This window comes from Agrobacterium sp. 22-226-1 (assembly GCF_053522345.1).
In genome coordinates, this window is the sequence record NZ_JBNWCP010000002.1 from 182,109 (window position 1) to 203,634 (window position 21,526).

A 21,526-nucleotide genomic window follows, 5' to 3' on the forward strand; every position below is an offset into this window, starting at 1 on the left:
CCCTGCGGCCTCAAACCGGAGGGCAGGCTGTCGATTACCTGAGCTTGCCCTGCAGCTCATCCTTGATCTGCTCGACGGCGTCGGTGCTGCTCATGAAGCCCTGAATGGCAGGGGCGATGACGTTGAGAGCGGCGTCATAGGCGGGCGAAGCGACCCCGGTTATGGTGGTCTTCGGATCGAACACCGCCGCTTCCGCCAGCGAGGCATAGGTGGCATTCGGCTGCATCGCCTTGTATTCGCTGCTTTCGGTGATGGACTTGTAAGCCGGAATATGCCCGGCATCGGCCCAGCTGATGGCGTGTTTTTCCATCCAGCCGATCACCTTCATCACCGCAGCGCGTTTTTCGCCGGAGACCGTTTTGTCACCTTCATTCGGAATGGCGAAAGCATGGGAATCCGCCCAGGTGGCGCGCTTGCCCATCAGGGGCGGCACTTCCACCGCACTCCATTTGAAGCCGAGCTTGCCGTTCTTTTCCAGATCCTTGTAGGTCGGAACTTCCCAGACGCCGTTCAGCTGGAACGCGGATTTGCCGGCGGAAAACAGCGCCACCGAGGCTTCATATTCCGCCTGTTCGGGGGCCCAGCCGTTTTCCCGCCACCTGGACATGGTCTCGATGGCCTTTGCCGCCTTTTCGGCATTGTCGCCGGCCAGAACCTCTTTTTCAGTGACGAGTTCGCCGCCCTGTTGCGACAGCAGCGTATAAAAGACGCGCCACACCCCGCCTTCGCCACCCGATTGATAGGTGATCGGCGTCTCAACGCCATTGTCCTTCGCCCAGGCCAGCGCCTTCTCGAAATCCTCGATCGTCTTGATGCCGGTCAGCTTGCCCTCGGCATCGAGATAGGGCGAGCCTTTGAGAAGATCGGCGTTGTAATAAAGGACAAGCGCATGGATATCGAACGGCACGGCGTAGAGTTTGCCGTTCTGGGTGGCCGCTTCCACGGGTGCGCTGAAGAAGTCTCCGGTCTTCAGCCCCGCATCCTCGAGATCCTTTTCGGTGATTTCGCTCAGCACTTTTTCTTCAAGGCCGAGCGGCGCGCGTGACAGGTGATAGGTCATGATATCCGGCCCCTCACCCACTGCGGAGGCCGTGCGCACCTTGGTATAAAAGGGCACGCCCCATTCGAGCGTCGTTCCCTTGATCTGGATGTCGGGGTGTTCCTTGTTGAAGGCATCGATCAACGCCTTCATGCGCACGCCGTCACCGCCGGACAGAAAGTCCCACCAGATGATATCCTGCTTCGCGAGAGCCGGCAGGGCGCCGAGACCCAGAGCCGCACCAACAAGCAATGTCTTGATCAGTCGCATCGTTCACTCCTCCCGTTTGATCGAACATCCCGTCGAGGGATGGTTTGCTGTTTCGAAAGACGCCTCCTCGCGCCTATCGCAACCGTCTGCCGTTATCGTCGAAGACAAGGACATGGTCGGGCGAGGCGGTAAGCGATACCGACCGGCCATCCAGCCTTTCCCGCGTGCCCTGCCGCTGCACGATGATTTCCTTCCCGGCTCCGGTGCGGGTATAGAGGTAGGAAAGATCGCCAAGCTCTTCCGCGACCTCGACGACGACCGGCAGGGCGCCCTCTTCCGTAATCATCAGATGCTCCGGCCGAATTCCGATCTCGACCCGCTGGCCGGGGGAAACGGACTGGGCAAGCCCGGCCCTGAAATGCCCTGCCCCGCCCTCGGGCGCGAGCGTCACGATGCCATCCCTCTGGGAGACGATATCGGCCCGCAGGAAATTCATCGCGGGCGATCCGATAAAACCGGCCACGAAGCGGTTGTCCGGATCGTCGTAAAGGGTGAGCGGCGCCCCCGCCTGCTGCACGATGCCGCCCTTCAGCACGAAAATCCTGTCCGCAAGCGTCATGGCCTCCACCTGGTCATGCGTGACATAGATCATCGTCGCGCCCAGCTTGCGGTGAAGCCGGGTCAGTTCCAGCCGCATCTGCACGCGCAGTTCGGCATCCAGATTGGACAGCGGCTCATCGAACAGGAAGACCTTCGGCTGCCGCACGATGGCGCGGCCGATGGCCACGCGCTGCCTCTGGCCTCCGGAAAGCTGCGAGGGCCGTTTGTGCAGATGCTCCTCAAGCTGGAGGATGCGCGCGGCCTCGCCCACCCTCTCCGTCACCTCCGCCTTCGGTCGGCGGGCAAGACGGAGGCTGAACGCCATGTTCTCGAACACCGTCAGATGCGGATAGAGCGCATAGTTCTGGAACACCATCGCAACGCCGCGATCCGCCGGTTCGACCGCGGTGACATCACGCTCATCGATGGCGATGCGCCCGCCGCTGGTTTCCTCAAGGCCGGCGATCATGCGCAACAGGGTGGATTTTCCGCAGCCGGAAGGCCCCACGAAGACCGCGAAGCTGCCGGCTGGAATTTCCATCGAAACATCCCGGATCGCCGCGAAGGATCCGAAGGACTTGGCGACATTGTTGAGACGGACACCCATGGCCGCCTCACTGAACCTTCAGCCGCAGCACATGATAGGACAGCGCAGGCACCGAACCCTTCAATGCCCCGTCCTCCACGGCGACGCCGCTGCCCGGCACCGGCACGACGCGATCCGGCTGATCCGGGCCGTTGCCGAGGCGCAGATCATATCCCGCCATGGCAAGATGCAGGCTGAGAGTGGCGGATGAATAGCCGGTGAGGCTGACATCGATCTCCGCCGCTTCTGTCAGATGGCGGTTGAGCACGAACAGCGTCACGACGCCTTCCGCTTCGTCATAAACACCCGCAACATCGAGATATTTGACATCATCGGCCGCGTTGCAATCGTAAGTCGGGCAATCGACGGCGACGTTCAGCGCGACGCCACGGCCATAAAGCGAGGCGAACTGATAGGGATAATAGATCGTCTGCCGCCAGGCCGGCCCGTTCTTTTCCGCCCGGATGGGGGCGATGACATTGACGAGCTGGGCGATGCAGGCAATGCGCACGCGGTCCGAACGGCGGATGAACTCGTTGAGAAGGCCGGCGACAAAAAGCGCGTCCTCGAAATTATAGGTCTCTTCCAGAAGTGCCGGCGCTTCCGGCCAGTCCCAGCTCTTGATGCGTTTGCCGTCTTCTTCGCGAATGTGATACCAGACATTCCATTCGTCGAAGCAGATGGAGACCTCGTTTTTGGCGCGCTTCTTGGCCTTCACGTAATCGATGACCCCGGCAATCGTCTGGATATAGCGCCCGGTTTCCTCGATCTTGCCGAAATAATTCAGCGTATCGCGGCTGTTATTGCCGAAATATTTGTGCAGCGAGATGTGGTCGACATTCTCATAGCATTCCTCCAGCACCTCCCGCTCCCATTCGGGATAGGTCGGCATGCCGTCATTGGAACTGCCGCAGACAATCGCTTCAATCGTCGGATCGAAACCCTTGAAGGCCTTGGCGGTTTCATTGGCCAGCCGGCCATATTCCACCGCCGTCTTGTGACCGATCTGCCAGGGGCCGTCCATTTCGTTGCCGAGGCACCACATTTTCACGCCGTGGGGCTTTTCCGCGCCGTGGCTGCGGCGCATATCGCTGAGCGTGGTGCCGCCCGGAAAATTCACATATTCGAGGAAATTGCGGGCGTCATCCAGACCACGGGAACCGAGATTGACGGCGAGCATCATCTCGATGCCGGCCATCTGCGCCCAGTCGGCGAATTCGTTGATGCCGATCTGGTTGGTTTCCCTGGAGCGCCATGCGAGATCGAGACGGATGGGGCGCTGGTCGCGCGGCCCGATGCCGTCTTCCCAGCGATAGGCGGAAACGAAGTTGCCGCCGGGATAACGGATGGCCGGAATTTTCAGGTCCTGCACGAATTTCAGAACGTCCCTGCGGAAGCCGTTTTCGTCCGCCTGCGGATGGCCGGGCTCATAGATGCCGCCATAGATGGCACGCCCCATATGTTCGATGAAGGCGGAATAAAGACGATCGTCGATACGCCCAATCCGGAAGTCCCGGTGGACTGAAACCCGCGCTTTCATAAGGCTCTCCTCCCCTGCGCATTTATATCTCAAAATATGATATAAACCATATTTGATAATATAGTTGCCGAGGGAATCCGCGCCTGTCAACCGCGAAAATCATACTTTTGAAAATTGGCTGGACCAGCCCGCGGTGCGCAGGCGCAGAACGATGTCCTGCTCGTAATTCCCGAAGCCGCGGCCAAAGATATTCAGCCCGCCCGGATGTTTTGCATCGGCCTTGACCTCGATGCGCAAGCGGATGGAACGGTGGCTGGTCAGATCGATATCCGCCAGCGTCACATCCGAAATCCGGGTTCCGTCGACATAGGTTCCCTGTGCGGTGATGCGCCAGGTCTTGAGCATGCCATATTGGGAACCGGAGAGCTTCCACCAGTCCGGCGTAAACGCGCCGCGCTTGTCGCCGAAGTCGCCGGGCGAGGTCCAGACCCCGATTTCCCGGCCGTTGACGGATAGCGTAATATCGGACGGCCAGTTGCTGTGCGTTCCCGGCACTTCGGAGCTGACCTCCATCGAAAACTCGATTTCTTCGACTTCCCGCCCCTGAATCTTGGCATTATTGGGAAATTGATATTCCACGAAGCCGGAGGTCAACCACAGCAGCGCCGCCTTCATGCGGTCCGGATCCATGAATGTATCGGGCACATCGAGCAGGCCGATGATGCCCTCCGGCGAGCAGATGCCGCAGGGCGCGGTTACCGAACTTTGGGTGTAAAGACCGAGCGGCATGGCGACCGCGATGTAATTCGATGCGACCGGCGCCTCGGGTTTCCGGAAAGAAACAATGAGTTCGTCGCAGGTGGCGAAACAGATTTTCTGGTTGCCCTTGCGCGCCTTGCGCGTTTCGGTTCGCAGCAGCCCCGCTTCCTCGAGAACGGCCACGCCGGCGGAAACGGTGGACTGGGGGAGCTCCAGTCTCTGCGCAATTTCGTTGACGTTGAGGCCGCTCGCCTCATGCAGCAGCTTCAATATCTGCACGCGGATCAGCGACGCCGCCGCTTTCAGGACATCGAATTCTTTTTCAGCATCAACGAGGAGGAAATTGGGCGCCATGTTCTAATCTTCAGATTTATCGATCCAGATCAGAATTTCTGGCTTAAATGCCATGCACTTGTCCAGTGCTGTTTGTCACGCAGGCGCTTTTGAAAGGCGTGAAGCGCCATCCACCCCAGTCACTTCACAAAAAAAGAGCACCGCCACACGGTCTCGATACCGCGCGGCGGTGCCCGTTTCGTCGTCAGCCGCGCTTGCGCAGGGTCCGCGTGCCGGTGTCGACGAGGTTTTGCGCCGCTTCATCCACGCTGGCGCGGCCGAAGGCGAGCGAATCGGCAATGGGGCGCATCACGCCACGGTCGAACTCGTTGGCGCCGATCGGTGCGGGTTCCGGATAGGAATCGAGCTTGCCCGACAGGCTTTCGATATAATCCACCGTCTTGCGCTCGGTCTCGTTCAGGCTCGGCAGCAATGCCTCTCGCACGACCTTGGCCGGCGGCACGCCACGCTCGACGCCGAGCACCTTGCCGGCTTCCAGATCGTTGACGAAGAAGTTGATGAATTTCGCCGCCGCTTCCGCATTGGTCGAGGTGGACGAAATGGACCAGATGAGGCCCGGCCGGTAATAATGCCCGGTCGGCTTGCCAAGCCCCTCGCCCGGCAGCATGCCGATGGACAGCGTTTGTTTATTCAGCTTCTGATAGCCGACAAGCTGGTTGGAATAAGCAAAGCCGATAGCCGAATTGCCAAGCGTCAGGGCGTTGGATTCGATGGTATTGTCGTCACGCGTCTGGATATCGGCGGAAACGCAGAGCTTGTTCTCGCGCAGATCCTCCCAATAGGCGAACCATTCCTTCGCATCTTCCTTGTTGAAACCGATGGTGCCGTCCTGAAACAGCAGCTTGCCGCGCTGGCGCAGCCAGACATCGAAAACATAATGATAACGCGCGCCATAGGGCACCGCCCAGTAGTTCCGTTTTGCCGGGCCGTTCTTCTTGAAATCGCGCGCCAGTTCCGAGAGCGCCTTCCAGGTGATCTGGTCCTGCGGCACGGAAACGCCGGCTTCCTTCAGCGTATCGGCGTCATACATCATGCAGAAGGAGTTCAGCCCGAGGCCGACGCCGTAAAGCTTGCCGTCGATGCGGCAGAGATCGACCTCGCTTTTGCCGAAGGTGGAAAGATCGAGCGACTTGCCGACGAACTGGTCCAGCTCCATGCAGGCGCCACGGCCGGAATAATCGGCAATGGTGGAAGGTTCGAGCTGGAAGATATCGGCGACGTTGCGCCCCGCCATCGATGTTGCAAGCTTGGTCCAGTAATCGGAACCGGCGATCATTTCGCCGCTGATTTCCGTCTGCGGGTTAGCCTTCTGGTAAAGGGCGATCACGTCGTTGGTGCGCTTGCTGCGGTCGGCCGATCCCCACCATACGCAGCGAAGCCGGGTCTCAGCCGCGGCCGCGCGAAAACCTCCCGCCGCCACGCCGAGACCGGCCAGCGCCGCCGTCACCAAAAATCCACGTCTGTCGATAGTTTGCATCTGCTCCTCCCGCGTTTTGCAAATTTTTCACTGACTACTTAAATTCTTGCAAATTTTCTTTGTTTGCAATATTTGCATCATATTAGATTTTTTTGCAAGCGCAGGAGACGATATGAACGATACGCCCGACATCAGCCGCCCGCGCCAATCGGATATCGCCCAGCGCGCCGGCGTTTCCATCAGCACCGTCTCGCGCGTTCTTGCGGGAGAGAAAGGTATCAGCGCGTCGATCCAGACCAAGGTTCTGGGGGTGGCGGCGGAGCTCGGTTATCCGTTGCGACCGGTCGCGAACCAGACCGGCGGCGTGCCGCTGGAGGGCAAGAAAATCCTCGCACTCATGTCCGCCGAAAGGGCGACCGGCGATATCGGCGCTTTTTATCACGATATTTTCGACATGCTGCGCAGCCTTGCCCAGACCGATGGTTTCGAACTCGACATCCGGCTTTTGCACCAGAAGCAGGTGGATGATGCGCTGACCCAGCGGGTCTGCGAGGTGGACGGCCTTCTCGCAATAGGCCTCGACCCCGAGGACGAAATCATCCACCGCATCACGCAGGGGGTGCTGCAACCGGTTCTGGTCAACAGCGCCGATCCTTCGATGATGCTGGATTGCGTCTCACCCTCCAATTTTTACGGCGGCGCTATGGCGGCGCGGCGGCTGCTGGAACTCGGTCACCGCAAGGTCGCCTATATCGGCCCGCGTCATCGCCACACCATAAGGGAGCGTATGCGCGGCTTCCGCTACACGATCCTCGAGGAAGAGGGAACGACCTATGAGGAGTTCCTGCTTTCGACGGCGGATAGCGGCTTCGGACAGGCGGGCGATGCGGTTCGCCAGCTATTGGCCAAAAACCCTGAACTCACCGGCATTTTCTGCATGAATGACGCGATTGCGCTCGGCGCGCTCGGGGCGGCGCAGGAGCTTGGCCTCGCCGTGCCGGACGATCTTTCCATTATCGGCTTCGACGATCTGCCCTTTGCCGAGCTCTCCACCCCCCGTCTCAGCACGATCCGCGTCGACCGCCGAGAAATCGCCCGCGAGGCGGTGGAACTGATGCGCCGCCGGCTGACGGAACCCTCCGCCAACGCCCGCCAGGTACAACTTGGCGTGCAGCTGGTGGAAGGACAGACGGCCGGCAAGGCGAAAAAGACGGGAAAGGCGGCACGCGATGCATGACACCATGAATAAGCCCACCATGGCCAGATTCAATCCGCTGCACGGCAATCCACTCAAAAGCCGCGCCGATGTCCGGCGAGCGCTGGATGACAGTTTTGCGCCGCTTCTTGCCCATTTTTCACCGGGCGGCGCAAGAGTGACGCTGAGCGGCACCGCCGCGCATTTCGACCGGGCGGCGGCCGATCTGGAAGGTTTTGCCCGGCCGCTCTGGGGCATCGCGCCGCTTGCGCTGAGCGGCGATCATTTCGACCATTGGCCGCTTCTGGCACGGGGAATAGCCAACGGCACCGACCCTTCCCATCCCGAATATTGGGGCGACGTACGCCAAAAGGATCAGCGGCTGGTGGAACTGGCCGCGCTTAGTTTTGCGCTGCGGCTTGCGCCTCAGCACCTGTGGGAACCGCTCTCCGACGCGCAGAAAGACAATGTGCGCCGCTATCTGCTGACGGCGCGCGAGCGCAATTACGCCGACAATAACTGGAAGTTTTTCCGGGTGATGGTCGATATGGCGCTGGATCATCTCGGCATCGATTTCGACCGCAACCTGACCGAAACATTCCAGAAGGAACTGGACGAATTCTATATCGCCGACGGCTGGTATCGCGATGGCAATTACCGCCGCATCGACCATTACATCGCCTTTGCCATGCATTTTTACGGCCTGATCTACGCGAAACTCAGCAAGCCTGACGATGCCTATGCCGCACGCTACCGGGAGCGGGCGCGCCTCTTCGCCGGCGATTTCGCCAGCTGGTTCGATGAGGATGGCGGCACGCTCGCCTTCGGCCGCTCCATGACCTACCGCTTCGCCTGCGGCGGCTTCTGGGCGGGTCTTGCCTTTGCCGATGAGGAGGCGTTGCCCTGGGGCGAGATCAAGGGGCTTTATCTGCAACATCTGCGCTGGTGGGCAAAAAAGCCGATTGCCGACCGCGACGGCGTGCTTTCCATCGGCTATGCCTATCCGCAGCTCACCATGTCGGAAAGCTATAATTCGGCGGGCTCGCCCTATTGGGCCTTCAAGGCCTTCCTGCCGCTCGCGCTGCCAGAAAGCCACCCCTTCTGGCAGGCGGAGGAAAAGCAGCCTGAAACATCGGCAAAACCAAAGGCGCTCATTCACCCCGGCATGGTGATGATGCGGACCAGCGGCAATGTCACGGCGCTTTCCAGCGGGCAGGAAAACCTCTCCATGCGCGGCGGACCTGAGAAATATGCCAAATTCGCCTATTCCTCCCGTTACGGTTTCGGCGTCGAAGTGGACGAACGCGGTTTCAGGACCAACGGTTTCGACAATATGCTGGCCTTCTCCGAAGACGGCCTGCATTACCGCGTGCGCGAGACCAACGAGAAGGTTCTGCTGGCCGGGGAAAGCCTGCGGGCAACATGGAAGCCGTTCCCGGATGTGGCGGTTGAAACGACGCTGGTTGCGGCTGGCGGCTGGCATGTCAGAGTGCACCGGATCACCTCCGCCCGCGCCATTTCGGTGACTGAAGGCGGCTTCGCGATCAACCGCAACGATGGCGACCGCGATGTTGTGCGCGAAGAGACCGGCCGGGCGACCGCCGATTGCGGCACAGACATATCCGCCATCGTCGATCTCGGCTCCAGCATAATCCGCCACGGCGTGGCGCTGAAGGCGCTGCCCAACACCAATCTCATCAACGCTAAGACCACGGTGCCGCAACTGCGGGGCGAGATTCCGGCGGGCGAAACCCTGCTTGCCTGCGCGGTCTTTGCCGGGGTGACCGGGCCAGAAAGCGAAACAGCGTTGGCGACAGTTCCGGCACTTCCGGACATGGAGGCGCTTGACCGCCTGTTTGCGGAACGGGGCGTTCCGGTCAGCAGCATGGCGGCAACGGGAGAGCCGCAATGACGAGCCCGCTTCCGCGTCTCAGCCTTGCCATGGACCCGGAGCGAACCCAGCATGTGCTGACACCGCAGGCGCTCGAAAGGCTGTCGCAGAGCGTCGATATTCTCGACAAGGGGCGGATCTTCGATTTCCACGATCCCGCAGTGAAAGAGCAGCTGGCGCGGACGGATATTCTTCTGACCGGCTGGGGCTGTCCGGATATCGGGACGCGGGAGCTGGCGCTGATGCCGCGCCTCAGGCTGATTTCCCATGCCGCCGGCACGGTCAAATATTTCCTGTCGCAAGCGGTGTTCGATCGTGGCGTTACCGTATGCAGCGCGGCGGAGGCGAATGCGCAGCCGGTCGCCGAGTTTTCGCTGGCGATGATCCTGCTGGCCGGCAAGCGCACCTTCGGCTTCCGACGCCTTTATCTGGAGCATCGCGACCGCGCCCCTGTCGAGCGATTGCAGGCGCAGGCCATCGGCAATCTCGGCCTGACGGTCGGCATCGTCGGCGCATCGCGCATCGGACGTCGCGTCATCAATCTGTTGCAGCCCTTCGATCTCAATCTCATCCTTTTCGATCCGCTTCTAAGCCCTGCGGAGGCGGAAAAACTCGGTGTACGTCTCGCCCCGCTCGAGGAGCTGATGGCGGTGAGCGATGTCATTTCGCTACATGCACCCTCCCTGCCGCAGACGCGGCATATGATCGGCGCAGCAGCGCTTGCCCGCATGAAGGACGGCGCGACCCTGATCAATACGGCGCGCGGCGCGCTGGTGGATGAAGACGCGCTCCTGGCCGAGCTGAAAACCGGACGCATCGAAGCCGTCATCGACGTGACCGACCCGGAAGTGCCGCCGCCGGATTCGCCCTTTTACAGCCTGCCGAACGTGTTCCTGACGCCGCATATCGCCGGCGCCACCGGCCTTGAACGCGCAAGGCTCGGCGACATGGCGATTGCCGAAATCGAACGCTTCTGCCGCGCAGCACCCTTGCAACAACAGGTGCGGCCGGAACATCTGGAACTGATCGCATGAGATTTTTCGAGCCGGGCCTCTGCTCCGTCACCTTCCGCTCCCTGTCGCCACAGGCCGTCATCGAGCTTGCCGCTGCAAACGGCATCAGGTCCATCGAATGGGGTGCGGATATCCATGTGCCGCCCGGCGACCTTGCCAATGCAAGGGATGTGGCGGCGCGGACGGCGGAGGCCGGCCTCTCCGTCTCGTCCTACGGCTCCTATATCTTTGCGCCGGATTTTGCGCCGGAAGATGTGACCGCCGTGCTGGAAACAGCAAAGGCCCTCGGCGCCGGCCATATCCGCATCTGGCCCGGCAGCCGCAAACGCCCATCTGCCGATTACTCCCCCCACGAACGCCGCGTGGCAACGGAGGCGCTGGCGACAATCGCCCGCCGGGCGCACGACTATGGCATCACAATCGGCCTCGAATATCACCCCAACTCACTGACGGACACCCTGCCCTCGGCCTTGCAACTCATGCAGGATTTACCGATGCTCAACCTCTTTTTCTACTGGCAACCCGCCCCCGGTCTACCGCTGGAGGACGCACTCACGGAAATATCCGCACTTGGCCCACGCATCTGCCATCTGCATGTCTTCGCGTGGCTCGCCGACGCAAGCCGCCTGCCGCTTCGCGAACGGGCGGATTATTGGCGGGCGTGCGTGGATGCATTGCCGGAAGGCGACTGGAAAAAACCGGCTTTCGCGATGCTCGAATTCGTCAAGGGTGACGATGTCGGGCAGTTCGCGGAAGATGCGGTGATGCTGCGGCAAATTCTTGCCGGTTCGTAGAACCGCTTTTTCCCTTATTGAAAACCAGCCGGCAAACTAAACCTCGCTATCCGTCAGAACGAATCCTGCTGCCCTCGTCCCTGTGACAAGCAAAGGAATGACGGAAGGACGTTCTCCTTCCGCATCCGGTTCTGCACCCTATATCCGCCGCCCATCCGCCCCGAACAGATGTGTCTTCGAAAGATCGAACGCAAAGGGAATGGTCTCGCCGATGCGGATATGGCGCTGGCCGTCCAGCAGCACGGTGGCGGGCTGGCCGTCGGGGGTCGCGGTGTAGACCACCGTTGAGCCGCCGAGATGTTCGACGAGCTGGATGGAGGCCTCACCCAGGGAGGCGGATTGCGCCTGCGGGTTCACATGTTCGGGGCGCACGCCAAAGGTCAGCGGTTCGCCCTGCTGCGCGGCGACCGGTTTTTCCAGCACGATGCGCTGGCCGGCGACTTCGATGGTGCGGTTGGAACTGTCGCCTGACGCCACCTTGGCGGAGAGGAAATTCATCTTCGGCGAGCCGATGAAACCGGCCACGAACTGGTTGGCGGGGTTGTTGTAGAGATCGAGCGGGCGGCCGACCTGCATGATGCGGCCGTCGCGCAGCACGACGATCTTGTCGGCCATGGTCATGGCTTCCACCTGGTCGTGCGTTACATAGATCATGGTGCTGCCGAGCGTCTGGTGCAGCTTGGCGATTTCGACGCGCATCTGCACGCGCAGTTCCGCATCGAGGTTGGACAAAGGCTCGTCGAACAGGAAGATTTTCGGCTCGCGCACGATGGCGCGGCCGATGGCGACGCGCTGGCGCTGGCCGCCCGAAAGCGCCTTCGGCTTGCGCTGCAAAAGCGGGCCGATCTGCAGGATATCGGCGGCCTTCTGCACCCGTGCCTGGACTTCCGGTTTCTTGTAGCCTGCCGTCTCCAGACCGAAGGCGAGGTTCTTGTAGACGCTCATATGCGGATAAAGCGCATAGGACTGGAAGACCATGGCGATGCCGCGCTTGGAGGCGGCGGTTTCGTTCACCCTTTCGCCATCGATACGAAGATCTCCCTCGGAGATTTCCTCAAGCCCCGCGATCATGCGCAGAAGCGTGGATTTGCCGCAGCCCGAGGGGCCGACGAAAACGGTGAACTCGCCCGGCTCGATCTTGAGATCGATGCCGTGAACGACCGGAAAAGCGCCGAACCGCTTGACGATTTTTTCGAGCGTAATGCTGCTTGCCATGCTGTTTCTCCCGACTGTCGCGCCGCATGCAGGACGGCAGCGACAGTGTTGATTGTCTTAAAATGCGTTCCCGATCCGGGTTCCGTTCAGCGTTTCATTCCAGTGGTGGCGATGCCTTCGATCAGCAGCCGCTGGAAGAACAGGAAGAACAGGAAGACCGGCACCAGCGACAGGTTGGACATGGCGAAAAGCGAGGTCCAGTCCGAGCTGCCGGTGGAATCCACGAAGGATCTGAGGCCGAGCTGCACGGTGTAGGTGTTGATGTCGTTCAGATAGATCAGCGGCCCGAAGAAATCGTCCCAGGTCCAGATGAAGGAAAAGATCGCGGCCGTCGCCAGCACCGGCAGCGACAGGGGCAACATGATCTTCCAGTAGATGCGGAAGGGCGAGCAGCCGTCCATGACAGCAGCCTCATCCAGTTCACGCGGGATGCCGCGGAAGAACTGCACCATCAAGAAGATGAAGAAGGCGTCCGTCGCCAGATATTTCGGCACGATCAGCGGCAGCGATGTGTTCACCCAGCCCATTTCCAGAAACAGGATATATTGCGGGATGAGCACGACGTGATAGGGCAGCATCAGGGTGCCGAGCATCAGCGCAAACCAGAAATTGCGCCCGCCGAAACGTAGCCGGGCAAAAGCGAAGGCGGCGAGCGAACAGCCGACCACGTTGCCTATGGTGGCCAGCACCGAGATGAAGAAGGAGTTCCAGAAAAACTGTCCGAAGCTCACCTGCAGCCCGGTCCAGCCGCGAATATATCCGCCGACATCCACCGCCGAGGGAATGAGCGAGGAAGAGCCGAACAGCTCGTCCTGCGGCCGGAAGGAACCCGAGATCATCCACAGGATCGGATAGAGCATCGCGAAGGACGCGATGATCAGCGCCGTGTGGAGCATCACCGATTTCAGCGGCGAACGTTGCGGGCCCTGGCCCGGCCGGGGGGCGGTAACAGCATCAGTCATCGTAGTGCACCCAGTATTTCGCGCTGAGGAACGAGAAGGCCGTGAACAGCGAGATGATGATCACCAAAATCCAGGCAAGCGCCGAGGCATAACCCATGCGGAAGAAACCAAAGGCTTCCTGATAGAGGTAGAGCGTGTAGAACAGCGTCGAGTTGATCGGCCCGCCGGTGCCTTCGGAAATGATGAAGGCGGGGGTGAAGGCCTTGAAGGCGTCGATCGTCTGGATCACCGCGTTGAAGAAGATCACCGGCGTCAAAAGCGGCAGGGTAATGCGGAAGAACTGCCGCACCTTACTTGCACCGTCGATTTCCGCCGCCTCATACATGTCCTGCGGGATTTGTCTCAGACCCGCGAGGAAGATGATCATCGGCGAACCGAACTGCCAGACGGACAGGATGACCAGCGTGTAGATCGAATAATCCGGATTGGAAATCCAGCTCGGCCCTTCGTAACCGAAAGCCTGCCACAGGATCATGTTGACGAGGCCGTCAGAGGCGAAAAGCTGGCGCCAGAGCACGGCAATCGCGACACTCGAACCCAGCAGCGACGGCAGATAGAAGATCGCCCGGTAAAGCGTCAGCCCCTTGATGCCGCGGTTGAAGGCGAGCGCGACCAGCAGCGCGAAGATCAGCTTCAGCGGCACCGACAGCAGCACATAGGTGAAGGTGACCTGCATGGCTGCGGCGAATTTGGGGTCGGCCGTGGCGATGCGCACATAGTTTGCCGCCCCCACCCAGTCCGGCGACTGCAACAGGTCGTAATTGGTGAAGGACAGATAAAGCGACGCAAGCGCGGGACCGAGGGTGAGGCCGAAAAAGCCAATCAGCCAAGGCAGCAGAAACAGGTAGGCGTGAATGTTGCGGTCGAAAATCCGCTTCACGCCGCCCCGCTTCGGGAGAGCCGCGCCACGGCTCTCCCCCACAAGAGTTTCAGATCGAAAGGCCATAAACCATCACTTCCGTTTGATAACGGTTTCGGATTCCTTGACGAGGCGGTCACCGCCCTCTTCCGGCGTGATCTTGCCGAAGCCGATTTCCTCCGCCGTGCGTTTGAGGACGAAGGCGAATTCGCCCGCGCCCGGAGGCGGCGCCGGCGGCAGATCGCCGACGCCGGGGGTAATCTCGGCAATATAGTCCACCATGGTCTTGCTGACCTCGTCGAGCTTGCTGCTCAACTGGCTACGCATGGATTCCGAAGCAGGAACGCCGCGCTCGACGCCGAGAATATCGATGCCCTGCGGTTCAGCCACAAGGAAGTTGATGAAACCGACGGCCTGCTCGATGCCGGCGCTGCCATTGGCGACGCTGATGAGCATGGAAGGCTTCAGATAATGGCCGGAAGGGCCATCCTTCGTGCTCTTCGGATAGGAGCTTATGGCAAGCTTGGACTTGTTGAGCTTCTGATAACCGACGAACTGGTTGGAATGGGCGAATGCGGTTGCCGCCTTGCCCGTCGTCAAAGGGTTCGTTTCGATGTTGAGCTGGTCGAGCGCCTGCACATCGGCCGGCACGCAGGCGCCGCTCTTGCGCAGATCCGCCCACAAAGTGAACCACTTGGTCGCATCAGCAGGATCAAAGCCGATGCCGCCATCCTGCGTGTAGAGCGATTTGCCGTTCTGGCGCAGCCAGTTCTCAAAGCTCGGCTCCACGCCGCTGGCATCGGCCGTGGCGTAATAACCGGGCTTCGGCTTGTTCTTGCTGAGCTTGGCGGCGTTTTCGGCAAACTCCTCCCAGGTCTGGCCAATCGCCGGCGGCGTGGCACCGGATTTTTCCCAGGCCGCCTTGTCGAAGAAGACGGCGCTTGAATTGACGCCGAGATTGATGCCGTAAAGCTTGCCATCGACCCGGCCGGAATCGATGTTCATCTTGCCGAAATCTTCGATCTTCAGGCCCTTGCCGATATATTCATCGAGCGGCGCGAGCGCGCCGCGACGGCCATATTCGAAGATGTAACGATAATCCATCTGGATCAGATCAGGCGCGTTGCGGCCCGCCACCTGCGTGGCAAGGCGCGGCCAGTAATCACTCCAGCCGGCAAACTCACCGGCAATATCGAGATCCGGCTTGACCTGCTTGTAGGCCGATATCGCCTTGTTGGTGCGATCGGCGCGTTCCTGCGACCCCCACCACAACATGCGAAGGCGCGCGGCCTGCGCCTGCGCCGACCCTCCTCCCAATGTTGCAAGCGACAGGGCCGCAAGCCCTGCTGAAAGCACACCTCTCCTGTGAAGCATCATGGGCATTGGCAACTCCTCCCTATTGACTGCCAATTGATGATGAACGTAAACGACACTTGCCGTTTTATAACTAATTGGTTACATGGGAACACCGATCGCAAACATTGTCAAGCGGGTGCTGAAATGGAAGAAACGACAAAAAACCAGCCGTCCGATCCGGCCCCCGATGCGGCCATGGAGAAAACGCCGTCGCCCAAGCGCAAACGCGCGACGGCACAGGTGCGAAACCCGGAAAGAACGCGCGCCGCCATTCTCGAAGCCGCCCGCCGCGAGGTGGCCGCCAAGGGGCTGGCGGGGGCTCGAATCGATGTCGTCGCCCGGCGTGCCGGCACCAACAAGCGGATGATCTACCATTATTTCGGCGACAAGGATGCGCTTTATCTCGCCGTTCTGGAAGACGCCTATCGCCATATTCGCCACACCGAGAGGCGGCTTGACCTGGCCCGCAAGGCCCCTTCGGAGGGCTTGCGGGAACTTGCGCTTTTCACCTGGCACTACTTCCTCGACCACCCGGAATTCCTGAGCATTCTCGCAACGGAAAACCTCAATAAAGCCCGCTATCTCAGGCAATCCCCGGCGATTACGGCGATGCATTCGAATTTCATTTCCGAGCTGGAAGACGTGCTGCGGCGCGGCAGCGACGCTGGCGAATTTCGTGACGGCCTCGATCCGATCGACGTCTATCTGACCATCGCTTCACTCGGCGCCTTCTATCTTTCGAACCGGTTCACGCTGTCGACGATCTTCCAGCGTGACCTGACCAACCCTGCCGAACTGGAAAGATGGGGCCAGCACATCGTCGACACGTTGCTTGCTGCAGTGCGGCCAGTCTGAGCCGGCCGGTCCGAATTCCTCTTTAACAACAGCGACGACGCGCCATTCGCATCCGCGAAGCGCGTCGTTTTCTTTTGCGGCGCGGCGTAAACACCAAAACACAACGGTCGTCAGACCATGAATTTTTCCTGTCAAAAACACCTTGACAGATCGCATCCTTCACGACCACAAATAACCAAATGGTTACAAATTGCCATGTTTGACGGAAGCGGCTTTCGGGAAGAGGCCGCCTTGGGAGGAAATTCATGAAACGTATCGGCGTCATCATGCACGGCATCACCGGCCGCATGGGTTACAACCAGCACCTCGTGCGCTCCGTTCTCGCCATTCGCGATCAGGGCGGCGTGGTTTTGAAGAACGGCGAAAGGGTCATGCTCGACCCCATTCTGGTCGGCCGCACCGGCGCAAAGATCGAGGAAATCGCGAAAAAGCACAATGTCGCCCGCTGGACGACCGATATCGATGCGGCGCTGGCGAACCCTGACGATACGCTTTTTTTCGATGCAGGCACGACGCAGATGCGCGGCAGCCTGCTGGAGAAAGCCATCAAGGCCGGCAAGAACGTTTATTGCGAAAAGCCGATTTCCGACACGATGGAAGAGGCGCTGGCGATTGCCCGGCTCGCCGAAAGCGCCGGCATCAAGCACGGCGTGGTGCAGGACAAGCTGTTCCTGCCCGGTCTGCGCAAGCTCGCCATGCTGCGCGACAGCGGCTTTTTCGGCAAAATCCTCTCGGTGCGCGGCGAGTTCGGGTACTGGGTGTTCGAGGGCGACTGGCAGCCGGCGCAGCGCCCCTCATGGAACTACCGTCTGAAAGATGGCGGTGGCATCATTCTCGATATGCTGTGCCACTGGCGTTATGTGCTCGACAATCTGTTCGGTCCGGTGAAATCCGTCAGCTGCCTCGGTGCGACCCATATTCCGGAACGTTTCGACGAGCAGGGCAAAGCCTATAAGGCGGATGCCGATGATGCCGCTTATGCCACCTTCGAGCTGGAAGGCGGCGCTATCGCCCACATCAACTCCTCATGGGCGGTGCGGGTGCGCCGCGACGATCTCGTGACCTTCCAGGTGGACGGCACTCATGGTTCCGCGGTGGCGGGCCTGACCAAATGCTTTACCCAGCACCGCACCAACACACCGAAGCCGGTGTGGAACCCCGACCAGCCGCAGACCATCGATTTCTACAAGACGTGGCAGGAAGTGCCGGACAATGTCGTCTATGACAACGGCTTCAAGGCGCAGTGGGAAATGTTCGTGCGCCACCTCGTCGACAACGACCCGTGGCCCTATGGCCTCATGGAAGGCGTGAAGGGCGTGCAGCTGGCCGAGCTTGGACTGAAATCCTGGAAGGAACGCCGCTGGCTCGACGTTCCCGCCCTTTCCTGAGGAGGCGACGGTGAGCGAACTCAAGCTTCCGAAGGATGACCGCAGCATCGAGGTCTACAAACTATCAGGCACGCCCGTCGCCGTTGAAAAACGCAGTGCGGCGGATTTCAACCGCGTCGCTTTCGCCGCCGCCCACGTGGTGGCCGATCCGCTTGCCGATAACGACCCGTGGTTGACACCCGCCATCGACTGGGACGCCACGCTGCGTTTCCGTCACCGCCTGTGGGACCTTGGCCTCGGTGTCGCCGAGGCGATGGACACGGCACAACGCGGCATGGGGCTCGCTTGGCCGCAGGCGCAGGAACTGATCTCCCGTTCGCTGAAGGAAGCAGCCAGCCGCAAGGACGCGCTGATTGCCTGCGGCGTCGGCACCGATCATCTGAATGGCGGCAGTTACGACCTGAACCAGATTGTCGGCTCTTACATGGAACAACTTGATTTTGTTCATGGAGAAGGCGGGCGCGTTATCCTGATGGCGAGCCGCGCACTGGCCGCTGCTGCCCGCTCACCAGACGATTATCTCAAGGCTTATGCAAGGGTGCTTTCCCGCGCCGAGCAGAAAGTGGTAATTCACTGGCTGGGCGAAATGTTCGATCCCGCGCTTGAGGGTTACTGGGGTTCCGGTGACCACATGCAGGCCATGGAAACCTGCCTTGCCATGATCGAGGAGAATGCCGACAAGATTGATGGCATCAAGATTTCGCTTCTCTCCAAGGAAAAGGAAATCGTCATGCGCCGTCGCCTGCCGGCAGGCGTGCGCATGTATACCGGCGACGACTTCAACTACGCCGAACTGATCGCCGGCGACGAACAGGGGCACTCTGACGCTCTGCTCGGCATTTTCGACGCCATTGCGCCGGCCGCTTCCAAGGCGCTTGCCAGCCTGAAGCGTGGCGCGGACAACGAGTTCTTCGATATTCTGGAGCCGACGGTGGCGCTGTCGCGCCATATCTTCAAGGCCCCGACCCGCTTCTACAAGACCGGCGTGGTGTTCCTCGCCTATCTCAACGGATTGCAGGACCACTTCACCATGGTCGGCGGACAGGAAAGCACCCGCTCCACGCAGCATTTCGCCGAGCTTTTCCGGCTGGCGGACAAGGCCAATGTGCTGGCCGAGCCGGATCTGGCGGCGCAGCGCATGAAAGCGTTTCTGGCCGTCCGTGGCATCGGGTGACGCAAAACAAGGGGAGATACCGAAATGAGCCTTGAAGGCCTTTCCATCAATTTCGCCACCGTGCGGCAGGGCGGCGATTTCGGCGCAATCGTCGATGCCTGCCTTGCCCATGGCATTACCGCCATCTCGCCCTGGCGCGAGCAGGTGCATGGCGTCGGCCTTGCTGAAGCCGCCCGCATAGTGGAACGGAACGGGCTGCGCCTCAGCGGCCATTGCCGGGGCGGCTTCTTCCCCGCCCCCAATGCCGAAGGCCGCCGCCTCGCCGTCGAGGACAATAAACGCGCCGTCGATGAGGCCGCCGCCATGAAGGCCGATTGCCTCGTGCTTGTCGTCGGCGGCCTGCCCGCCGGCTCACGCGATCTGAAAGGCGCCCGGCAGATGGTGGAGGACGGCATGGCCGAACTTCTGCCCTATGCGCGGGCGGCCGGCGTGCCGCTCGCCATCGAGCCGCTGCACCCCTTCTATGCCGCCGACCGCGCCTGCTTCAACACGCTGGAACAATCGCTCGATCTCTGCGACAGGCTGGGTGCCGGCACCGGCGTCGCCATCGACGTCTATCACGTCTGGTGGGACCCGGAACTGGAGGAACAGGTGGCGCGCGCCGGCAGGAACGGGCAAATTCTCGCCCACCATATCTGCGACTGGCTGGTGCCGACGACCGATCCGCTCAACGATCGCGGTATGATGGGCGACGGCGTGATTGACCTCAAGGTATTTCGCGCCATGATCGAGGCTGCCGGCTTCCACGGCCCGCAGGAAGTGGAAATCTTTTCGCATCGCTGGCAGGCGCGCCCGATGGACGAGGTCCTCGCCACCGTGGTCGAGCGTTTCAAGACTGTTTGTTGATTATCCGGGAGAGATACGATGCCTGAAAAGGTGAAACGCAAACGCTATGCGCTGGTCGGCACCGGCAATCGCGGCACCACCATGTGGGGCCGCGAACTTCTGGCCGGCTGGAGCGATTATGTCGAACTGGTCGGCATTTGCGACCTGAACCTGATGCGCGCCGAACGCGCCCGCGCCATGATGGGATCGAACGCACCGCTTTATGACGATTTCGACCGGATGATGGAGGAACAGCGACCCGAACTGGTGATCGTCTGCACACCTGACGACACCCATGACGACATCATCATCCGCGCGCTGGAAGGGGGGGCCGATGTCATCAGCGAAAAGCCCATGACCACCACCCCGGAAAAGATCGACCGCATCCGCGCGGCGGAGGCCAAAAGTGGCCGCCGGGTCGATGTGTCCTTCAATTACCGTTTCTCTCCCACCGCCGCCCGCATCAAGGAGCTGATCGACGACGGCGCAATCGGCACCGTCACCTCGGTCGATTTCCACTGGTATCTCGACAACCAGCACGGCGCGGACTACTTCCGCCGCTGGCACGCCTTTACCGAACATTCCGGCAGCCTGTTCGTGCACAAGGCGACGCACCATTTCGATCTGCTGAACTGGTATCTCGATTCCGATCCCGTGGAAGTGAAGGGCTTCGGGCAATTGCTGCATTATGGCAAGAACGGCCCGTTCCGCGGAACGCGCTGTCGTACCTGTCCGCACAAGAACGAGTGCGATTATTTCATGGATCTCGGCGCCGATCCTTTCCTCGATGCGCTTTATGAAGACCCTTCGACGGTGGACGGTTATGTGCGCGATGCCTGCGTCTTCCGCGAGGAGATCGACATTCCCGACACGATGAGCGCCTCGATCCGTTATGCCACCGGCGTGCAGGTCTCCTATTCGCTCAACACCTATATGCCGATCGAGGGCCATCACATCGCCTTCAACGGCCATAAGGGCCGCATCGAGATGCGCCAGTATGAAAAGCAACCCTGGACGGAACCGCCGGCCGATGAAATCCTGCTGGTGAAAAGCTTCGGCGGCGGTGTCGAACGCATATGGGTGCCGCATGAGCCCGGCGGCCATTATGGCGGCGACAACCGCATGCGCGACATGATCTTCAAGCCCGGCTCCAACGACCGGCTGCGGCAGCGGGCGGGTTCGCGCGCCGGCGCCATGTCCGTTCTGACAGGCGTGGCGGCGCTGAAAAGCGCCCGTGAAGGCGGCACGGCGGCGGTGAAATCGTTGCCGGTTTAACCGCCTTCATCTGCGGCCCATCGGCAGCTGGGCCGCAGACAGCAATGGCCAAAAAAGAACGGACGATATTCCGCAGATTACGCGCTTCTTCCATGCCGGTAAAATGATCGCCGGGGGAAGAAAGAGTGAGTCATGTCCAGTTTTGAATCCTTCGTTCCGCTCATCATCATCGGCGTCAGCCTCGTCGTATTTTTCAAATGGGTCGGGCGAGATATGAACAGGGAAGAGAAAAAGCCGCGTTCCCGCCGCTGACGGCGGAAAAGCGCGCCCTTGCGGCGT

General features: G+C 60.6%; 18 protein-coding genes. 9 read left to right on the forward strand and 9 right to left on the reverse strand.

The features are described from left to right. Positions 1 to 34: 34 nt before the first annotated feature. The 5 genes from ACQZ5K_RS03815 to ACQZ5K_RS03835 all read right to left on the reverse strand — a co-directional run bounded on the left by ACQZ5K_RS03815 (position 35) and on the right by ACQZ5K_RS03835 (position 6,505). Positions 35 to 1,309 (reverse strand): extracellular solute-binding protein, encoded by a 1,275-nt coding sequence (locus ACQZ5K_RS03815; protein WP_137004538.1) that lies wholly within the window; start codon positions 1,307 to 1,309, stop codon positions 35 to 37. A 73-nt stretch (positions 1,310 to 1,382) separates the two neighbouring features. Next, entirely contained in the window at positions 1,383 to 2,456 is a 1,074-nt protein-coding gene (locus ACQZ5K_RS03820) for an ABC transporter ATP-binding protein (RefSeq protein ID WP_137004539.1), read from the reverse strand. A 7-nt stretch (positions 2,457 to 2,463) separates the two neighbouring features. Then, complete coding sequence (gene arfA, locus ACQZ5K_RS03825) at positions 2,464 to 3,975, reverse strand: arabinosylfuranosidase ArfA (protein WP_137004540.1); 1,512 nt, start codon at positions 3,973 to 3,975, stop codon at positions 2,464 to 2,466. 99 nt (positions 3,976 to 4,074) lie between these two features. Then, on the reverse strand, positions 4,075 to 5,028 hold the full coding sequence (locus ACQZ5K_RS03830) for an ArsR/SmtB family transcription factor (RefSeq protein WP_137004541.1): 954 nt from the start codon (positions 5,026 to 5,028) through the stop codon (positions 4,075 to 4,077). A gap of 184 nt (positions 5,029 to 5,212) precedes the next feature. Then, positions 5,213 to 6,505 carry an ABC transporter substrate-binding protein gene (locus tag ACQZ5K_RS03835; RefSeq protein WP_137004542.1) on the reverse strand — a complete coding sequence of 431 codons (1,293 nt, stop codon included), beginning with the start codon at positions 6,503 to 6,505 and terminating at the stop codon, positions 5,213 to 5,215. Positions 6,506 to 6,617: 112 nt separating this feature from the next. On the opposite strand from ACQZ5K_RS03835, the gene ACQZ5K_RS03840 reads away from it, so the two are divergent. The 4 genes from ACQZ5K_RS03840 to ACQZ5K_RS03855 are packed head-to-tail and all read left to right on the forward strand — an operon-like array spanning position 6,618 to position 11,338. Then, positions 6,618 to 7,682, forward strand: a complete 1,065-nt coding sequence (locus tag ACQZ5K_RS03840; RefSeq protein WP_137004543.1) for a LacI family DNA-binding transcriptional regulator — start codon at positions 6,618 to 6,620, stop codon at positions 7,680 to 7,682. Continuing rightward, positions 7,675 to 9,552, forward strand: coding sequence for a DUF2264 domain-containing protein (locus tag ACQZ5K_RS03845; RefSeq protein ID WP_137004544.1), 1,878 nt, complete (start codon positions 7,675 to 7,677; stop codon positions 9,550 to 9,552). The genes ACQZ5K_RS03840 and ACQZ5K_RS03845 overlap by 8 nt, the downstream gene beginning before the upstream one ends. Then, positions 9,549 to 10,565, forward strand: a complete 1,017-nt coding sequence (locus ACQZ5K_RS03850; protein WP_137004545.1) for a hydroxyacid dehydrogenase — start codon at positions 9,549 to 9,551, stop codon at positions 10,563 to 10,565. Before ACQZ5K_RS03845 ends, ACQZ5K_RS03850 begins: the two co-directional genes overlap by 4 nt. Continuing rightward, on the forward strand, positions 10,562 to 11,338 hold the full coding sequence (locus tag ACQZ5K_RS03855) for a sugar phosphate isomerase/epimerase family protein (RefSeq protein WP_137004546.1): 777 nt from the start codon (positions 10,562 to 10,564) through the stop codon (positions 11,336 to 11,338). Before ACQZ5K_RS03850 ends, ACQZ5K_RS03855 begins: the two co-directional genes overlap by 4 nt. Positions 11,339 to 11,476: 138 nt before the next feature. Here ACQZ5K_RS03855 and ACQZ5K_RS03860 read toward each other — a convergent pair whose 3' ends face one another. The 4 genes from ACQZ5K_RS03860 to ACQZ5K_RS03875 all read right to left on the reverse strand — a co-directional run bounded on the left by ACQZ5K_RS03860 (position 11,477) and on the right by ACQZ5K_RS03875 (position 15,757). After that, entirely contained in the window at positions 11,477 to 12,553 is a 1,077-nt protein-coding gene (locus ACQZ5K_RS03860) for an ABC transporter ATP-binding protein (protein ID WP_003520178.1), read from the reverse strand. An 86-nt stretch (positions 12,554 to 12,639) separates the two neighbouring features. Then, positions 12,640 to 13,515, reverse strand: a complete 876-nt coding sequence (locus ACQZ5K_RS03865) for a carbohydrate ABC transporter permease (RefSeq protein ID WP_020809242.1) — start codon at positions 13,513 to 13,515, stop codon at positions 12,640 to 12,642. Next, positions 13,508 to 14,461, reverse strand: a complete 954-nt coding sequence (locus ACQZ5K_RS03870; RefSeq protein WP_003520181.1) for a carbohydrate ABC transporter permease — start codon at positions 14,459 to 14,461, stop codon at positions 13,508 to 13,510. The genes ACQZ5K_RS03865 and ACQZ5K_RS03870 overlap by 8 nt, the downstream gene beginning before the upstream one ends. A 6-nt stretch (positions 14,462 to 14,467) precedes the next feature. Next, on the reverse strand, positions 14,468 to 15,757 hold the full coding sequence (locus ACQZ5K_RS03875) for an ABC transporter substrate-binding protein (RefSeq protein ID WP_137004547.1): 1,290 nt from the start codon (positions 15,755 to 15,757) through the stop codon (positions 14,468 to 14,470). Between the two features lie 117 nt (positions 15,758 to 15,874). On the opposite strand from ACQZ5K_RS03875, the gene ACQZ5K_RS03880 reads away from it, so the two are divergent. The 5 genes from ACQZ5K_RS03880 (at position 15,875) to ACQZ5K_RS03900 (ending at position 21,247) form a co-directional block, all read left to right on the forward strand. Beyond that, positions 15,875 to 16,585, forward strand: a complete 711-nt coding sequence (locus ACQZ5K_RS03880) for a TetR/AcrR family transcriptional regulator (RefSeq protein WP_137004548.1) — start codon at positions 15,875 to 15,877, stop codon at positions 16,583 to 16,585. A 245-nt stretch (positions 16,586 to 16,830) separates the two neighbouring features. Continuing rightward, the gene (locus ACQZ5K_RS03885; RefSeq protein ID WP_175422105.1) at positions 16,831 to 17,973 is read left to right on the forward strand and encodes a Gfo/Idh/MocA family protein; all 1,143 of its coding nucleotides are present in this window, start codon (positions 16,831 to 16,833) and stop codon (positions 17,971 to 17,973) included. A gap of 10 nt (positions 17,974 to 17,983) precedes the next feature. After that, on the forward strand, positions 17,984 to 19,147 hold the full coding sequence (locus tag ACQZ5K_RS03890; RefSeq protein WP_448739700.1) for a dihydrodipicolinate synthase family protein: 1,164 nt from the start codon (positions 17,984 to 17,986) through the stop codon (positions 19,145 to 19,147). Positions 19,148 to 19,171: 24 nt separating this feature from the next. Further along, positions 19,172 to 19,993 carry a sugar phosphate isomerase/epimerase family protein gene (locus tag ACQZ5K_RS03895; protein WP_448739701.1) on the forward strand — a complete coding sequence of 274 codons (822 nt, stop codon included), beginning with the start codon at positions 19,172 to 19,174 and terminating at the stop codon, positions 19,991 to 19,993. An 18-nt stretch (positions 19,994 to 20,011) separates the two neighbouring features. Then, a complete protein-coding gene (locus tag ACQZ5K_RS03900) occupies positions 20,012 to 21,247 on the forward strand; it encodes a Gfo/Idh/MocA family protein (protein WP_137004551.1) in 1,236 nt (411 codons plus the stop codon). Positions 21,248 to 21,526 lie beyond the last annotated feature (279 nt).

What these genes read in the sequence shown, in the direction of transcription:
- ACQZ5K_RS03875 (WP_137004547.1), bottom strand. Translation starts at nt 15,757, where the DNA reads ATGCCCATGATGCTTCACAGGAGAGGTGTGCTTTCAGCAGGGCTTGCG.
- ACQZ5K_RS03855 (WP_137004546.1), top strand. Translation starts at nt 10,562, where the DNA reads ATGAGATTTTTCGAGCCGGGCCTCTGCTCCGTCACCTTCCGCTCCCTG.
- ACQZ5K_RS03895 (WP_448739701.1), top strand. Translation starts at nt 19,172, where the DNA reads ATGAGCCTTGAAGGCCTTTCCATCAATTTCGCCACCGTGCGGCAGGGC.
- ACQZ5K_RS03830 (WP_137004541.1), bottom strand. Translation starts at nt 5,028, where the DNA reads ATGGCGCCCAATTTCCTCCTCGTTGATGCTGAAAAAGAATTCGATGTC.
- ACQZ5K_RS03850 (WP_137004545.1), top strand. Translation starts at nt 9,549, where the DNA reads ATGACGAGCCCGCTTCCGCGTCTCAGCCTTGCCATGGACCCGGAGCGA.
- ACQZ5K_RS03840 (WP_137004543.1), top strand. Translation starts at nt 6,618, where the DNA reads ATGAACGATACGCCCGACATCAGCCGCCCGCGCCAATCGGATATCGCC.
- ACQZ5K_RS03860 (WP_003520178.1), bottom strand. Translation starts at nt 12,553, where the DNA reads ATGGCAAGCAGCATTACGCTCGAAAAAATCGTCAAGCGGTTCGGCGCT.
- ACQZ5K_RS03820 (WP_137004539.1), bottom strand. Translation starts at nt 2,456, where the DNA reads ATGGGTGTCCGTCTCAACAATGTCGCCAAGTCCTTCGGATCCTTCGCG.
- ACQZ5K_RS03880 (WP_137004548.1), top strand. Translation starts at nt 15,875, where the DNA reads ATGGAAGAAACGACAAAAAACCAGCCGTCCGATCCGGCCCCCGATGCG.
- ACQZ5K_RS03845 (WP_137004544.1), top strand. Translation starts at nt 7,675, where the DNA reads ATGCATGACACCATGAATAAGCCCACCATGGCCAGATTCAATCCGCTG.
- ACQZ5K_RS03885 (WP_175422105.1), top strand. Translation starts at nt 16,831, where the DNA reads ATGAAACGTATCGGCGTCATCATGCACGGCATCACCGGCCGCATGGGT.
- ACQZ5K_RS03815 (WP_137004538.1), bottom strand. Translation starts at nt 1,309, where the DNA reads ATGCGACTGATCAAGACATTGCTTGTTGGTGCGGCTCTGGGTCTCGGC.
- ACQZ5K_RS03835 (WP_137004542.1), bottom strand. Translation starts at nt 6,505, where the DNA reads ATGCAAACTATCGACAGACGTGGATTTTTGGTGACGGCGGCGCTGGCC.
- ACQZ5K_RS03900 (WP_137004551.1), top strand. Translation starts at nt 20,012, where the DNA reads ATGCCTGAAAAGGTGAAACGCAAACGCTATGCGCTGGTCGGCACCGGC.
- ACQZ5K_RS03870 (WP_003520181.1), bottom strand. Translation starts at nt 14,461, where the DNA reads ATGGCCTTTCGATCTGAAACTCTTGTGGGGGAGAGCCGTGGCGCGGCT.
- arfA (WP_137004540.1), bottom strand. Translation starts at nt 3,975, where the DNA reads ATGAAAGCGCGGGTTTCAGTCCACCGGGACTTCCGGATTGGGCGTATC.
- ACQZ5K_RS03865 (WP_020809242.1), bottom strand. Translation starts at nt 13,515, where the DNA reads ATGACTGATGCTGTTACCGCCCCCCGGCCGGGCCAGGGCCCGCAACGT.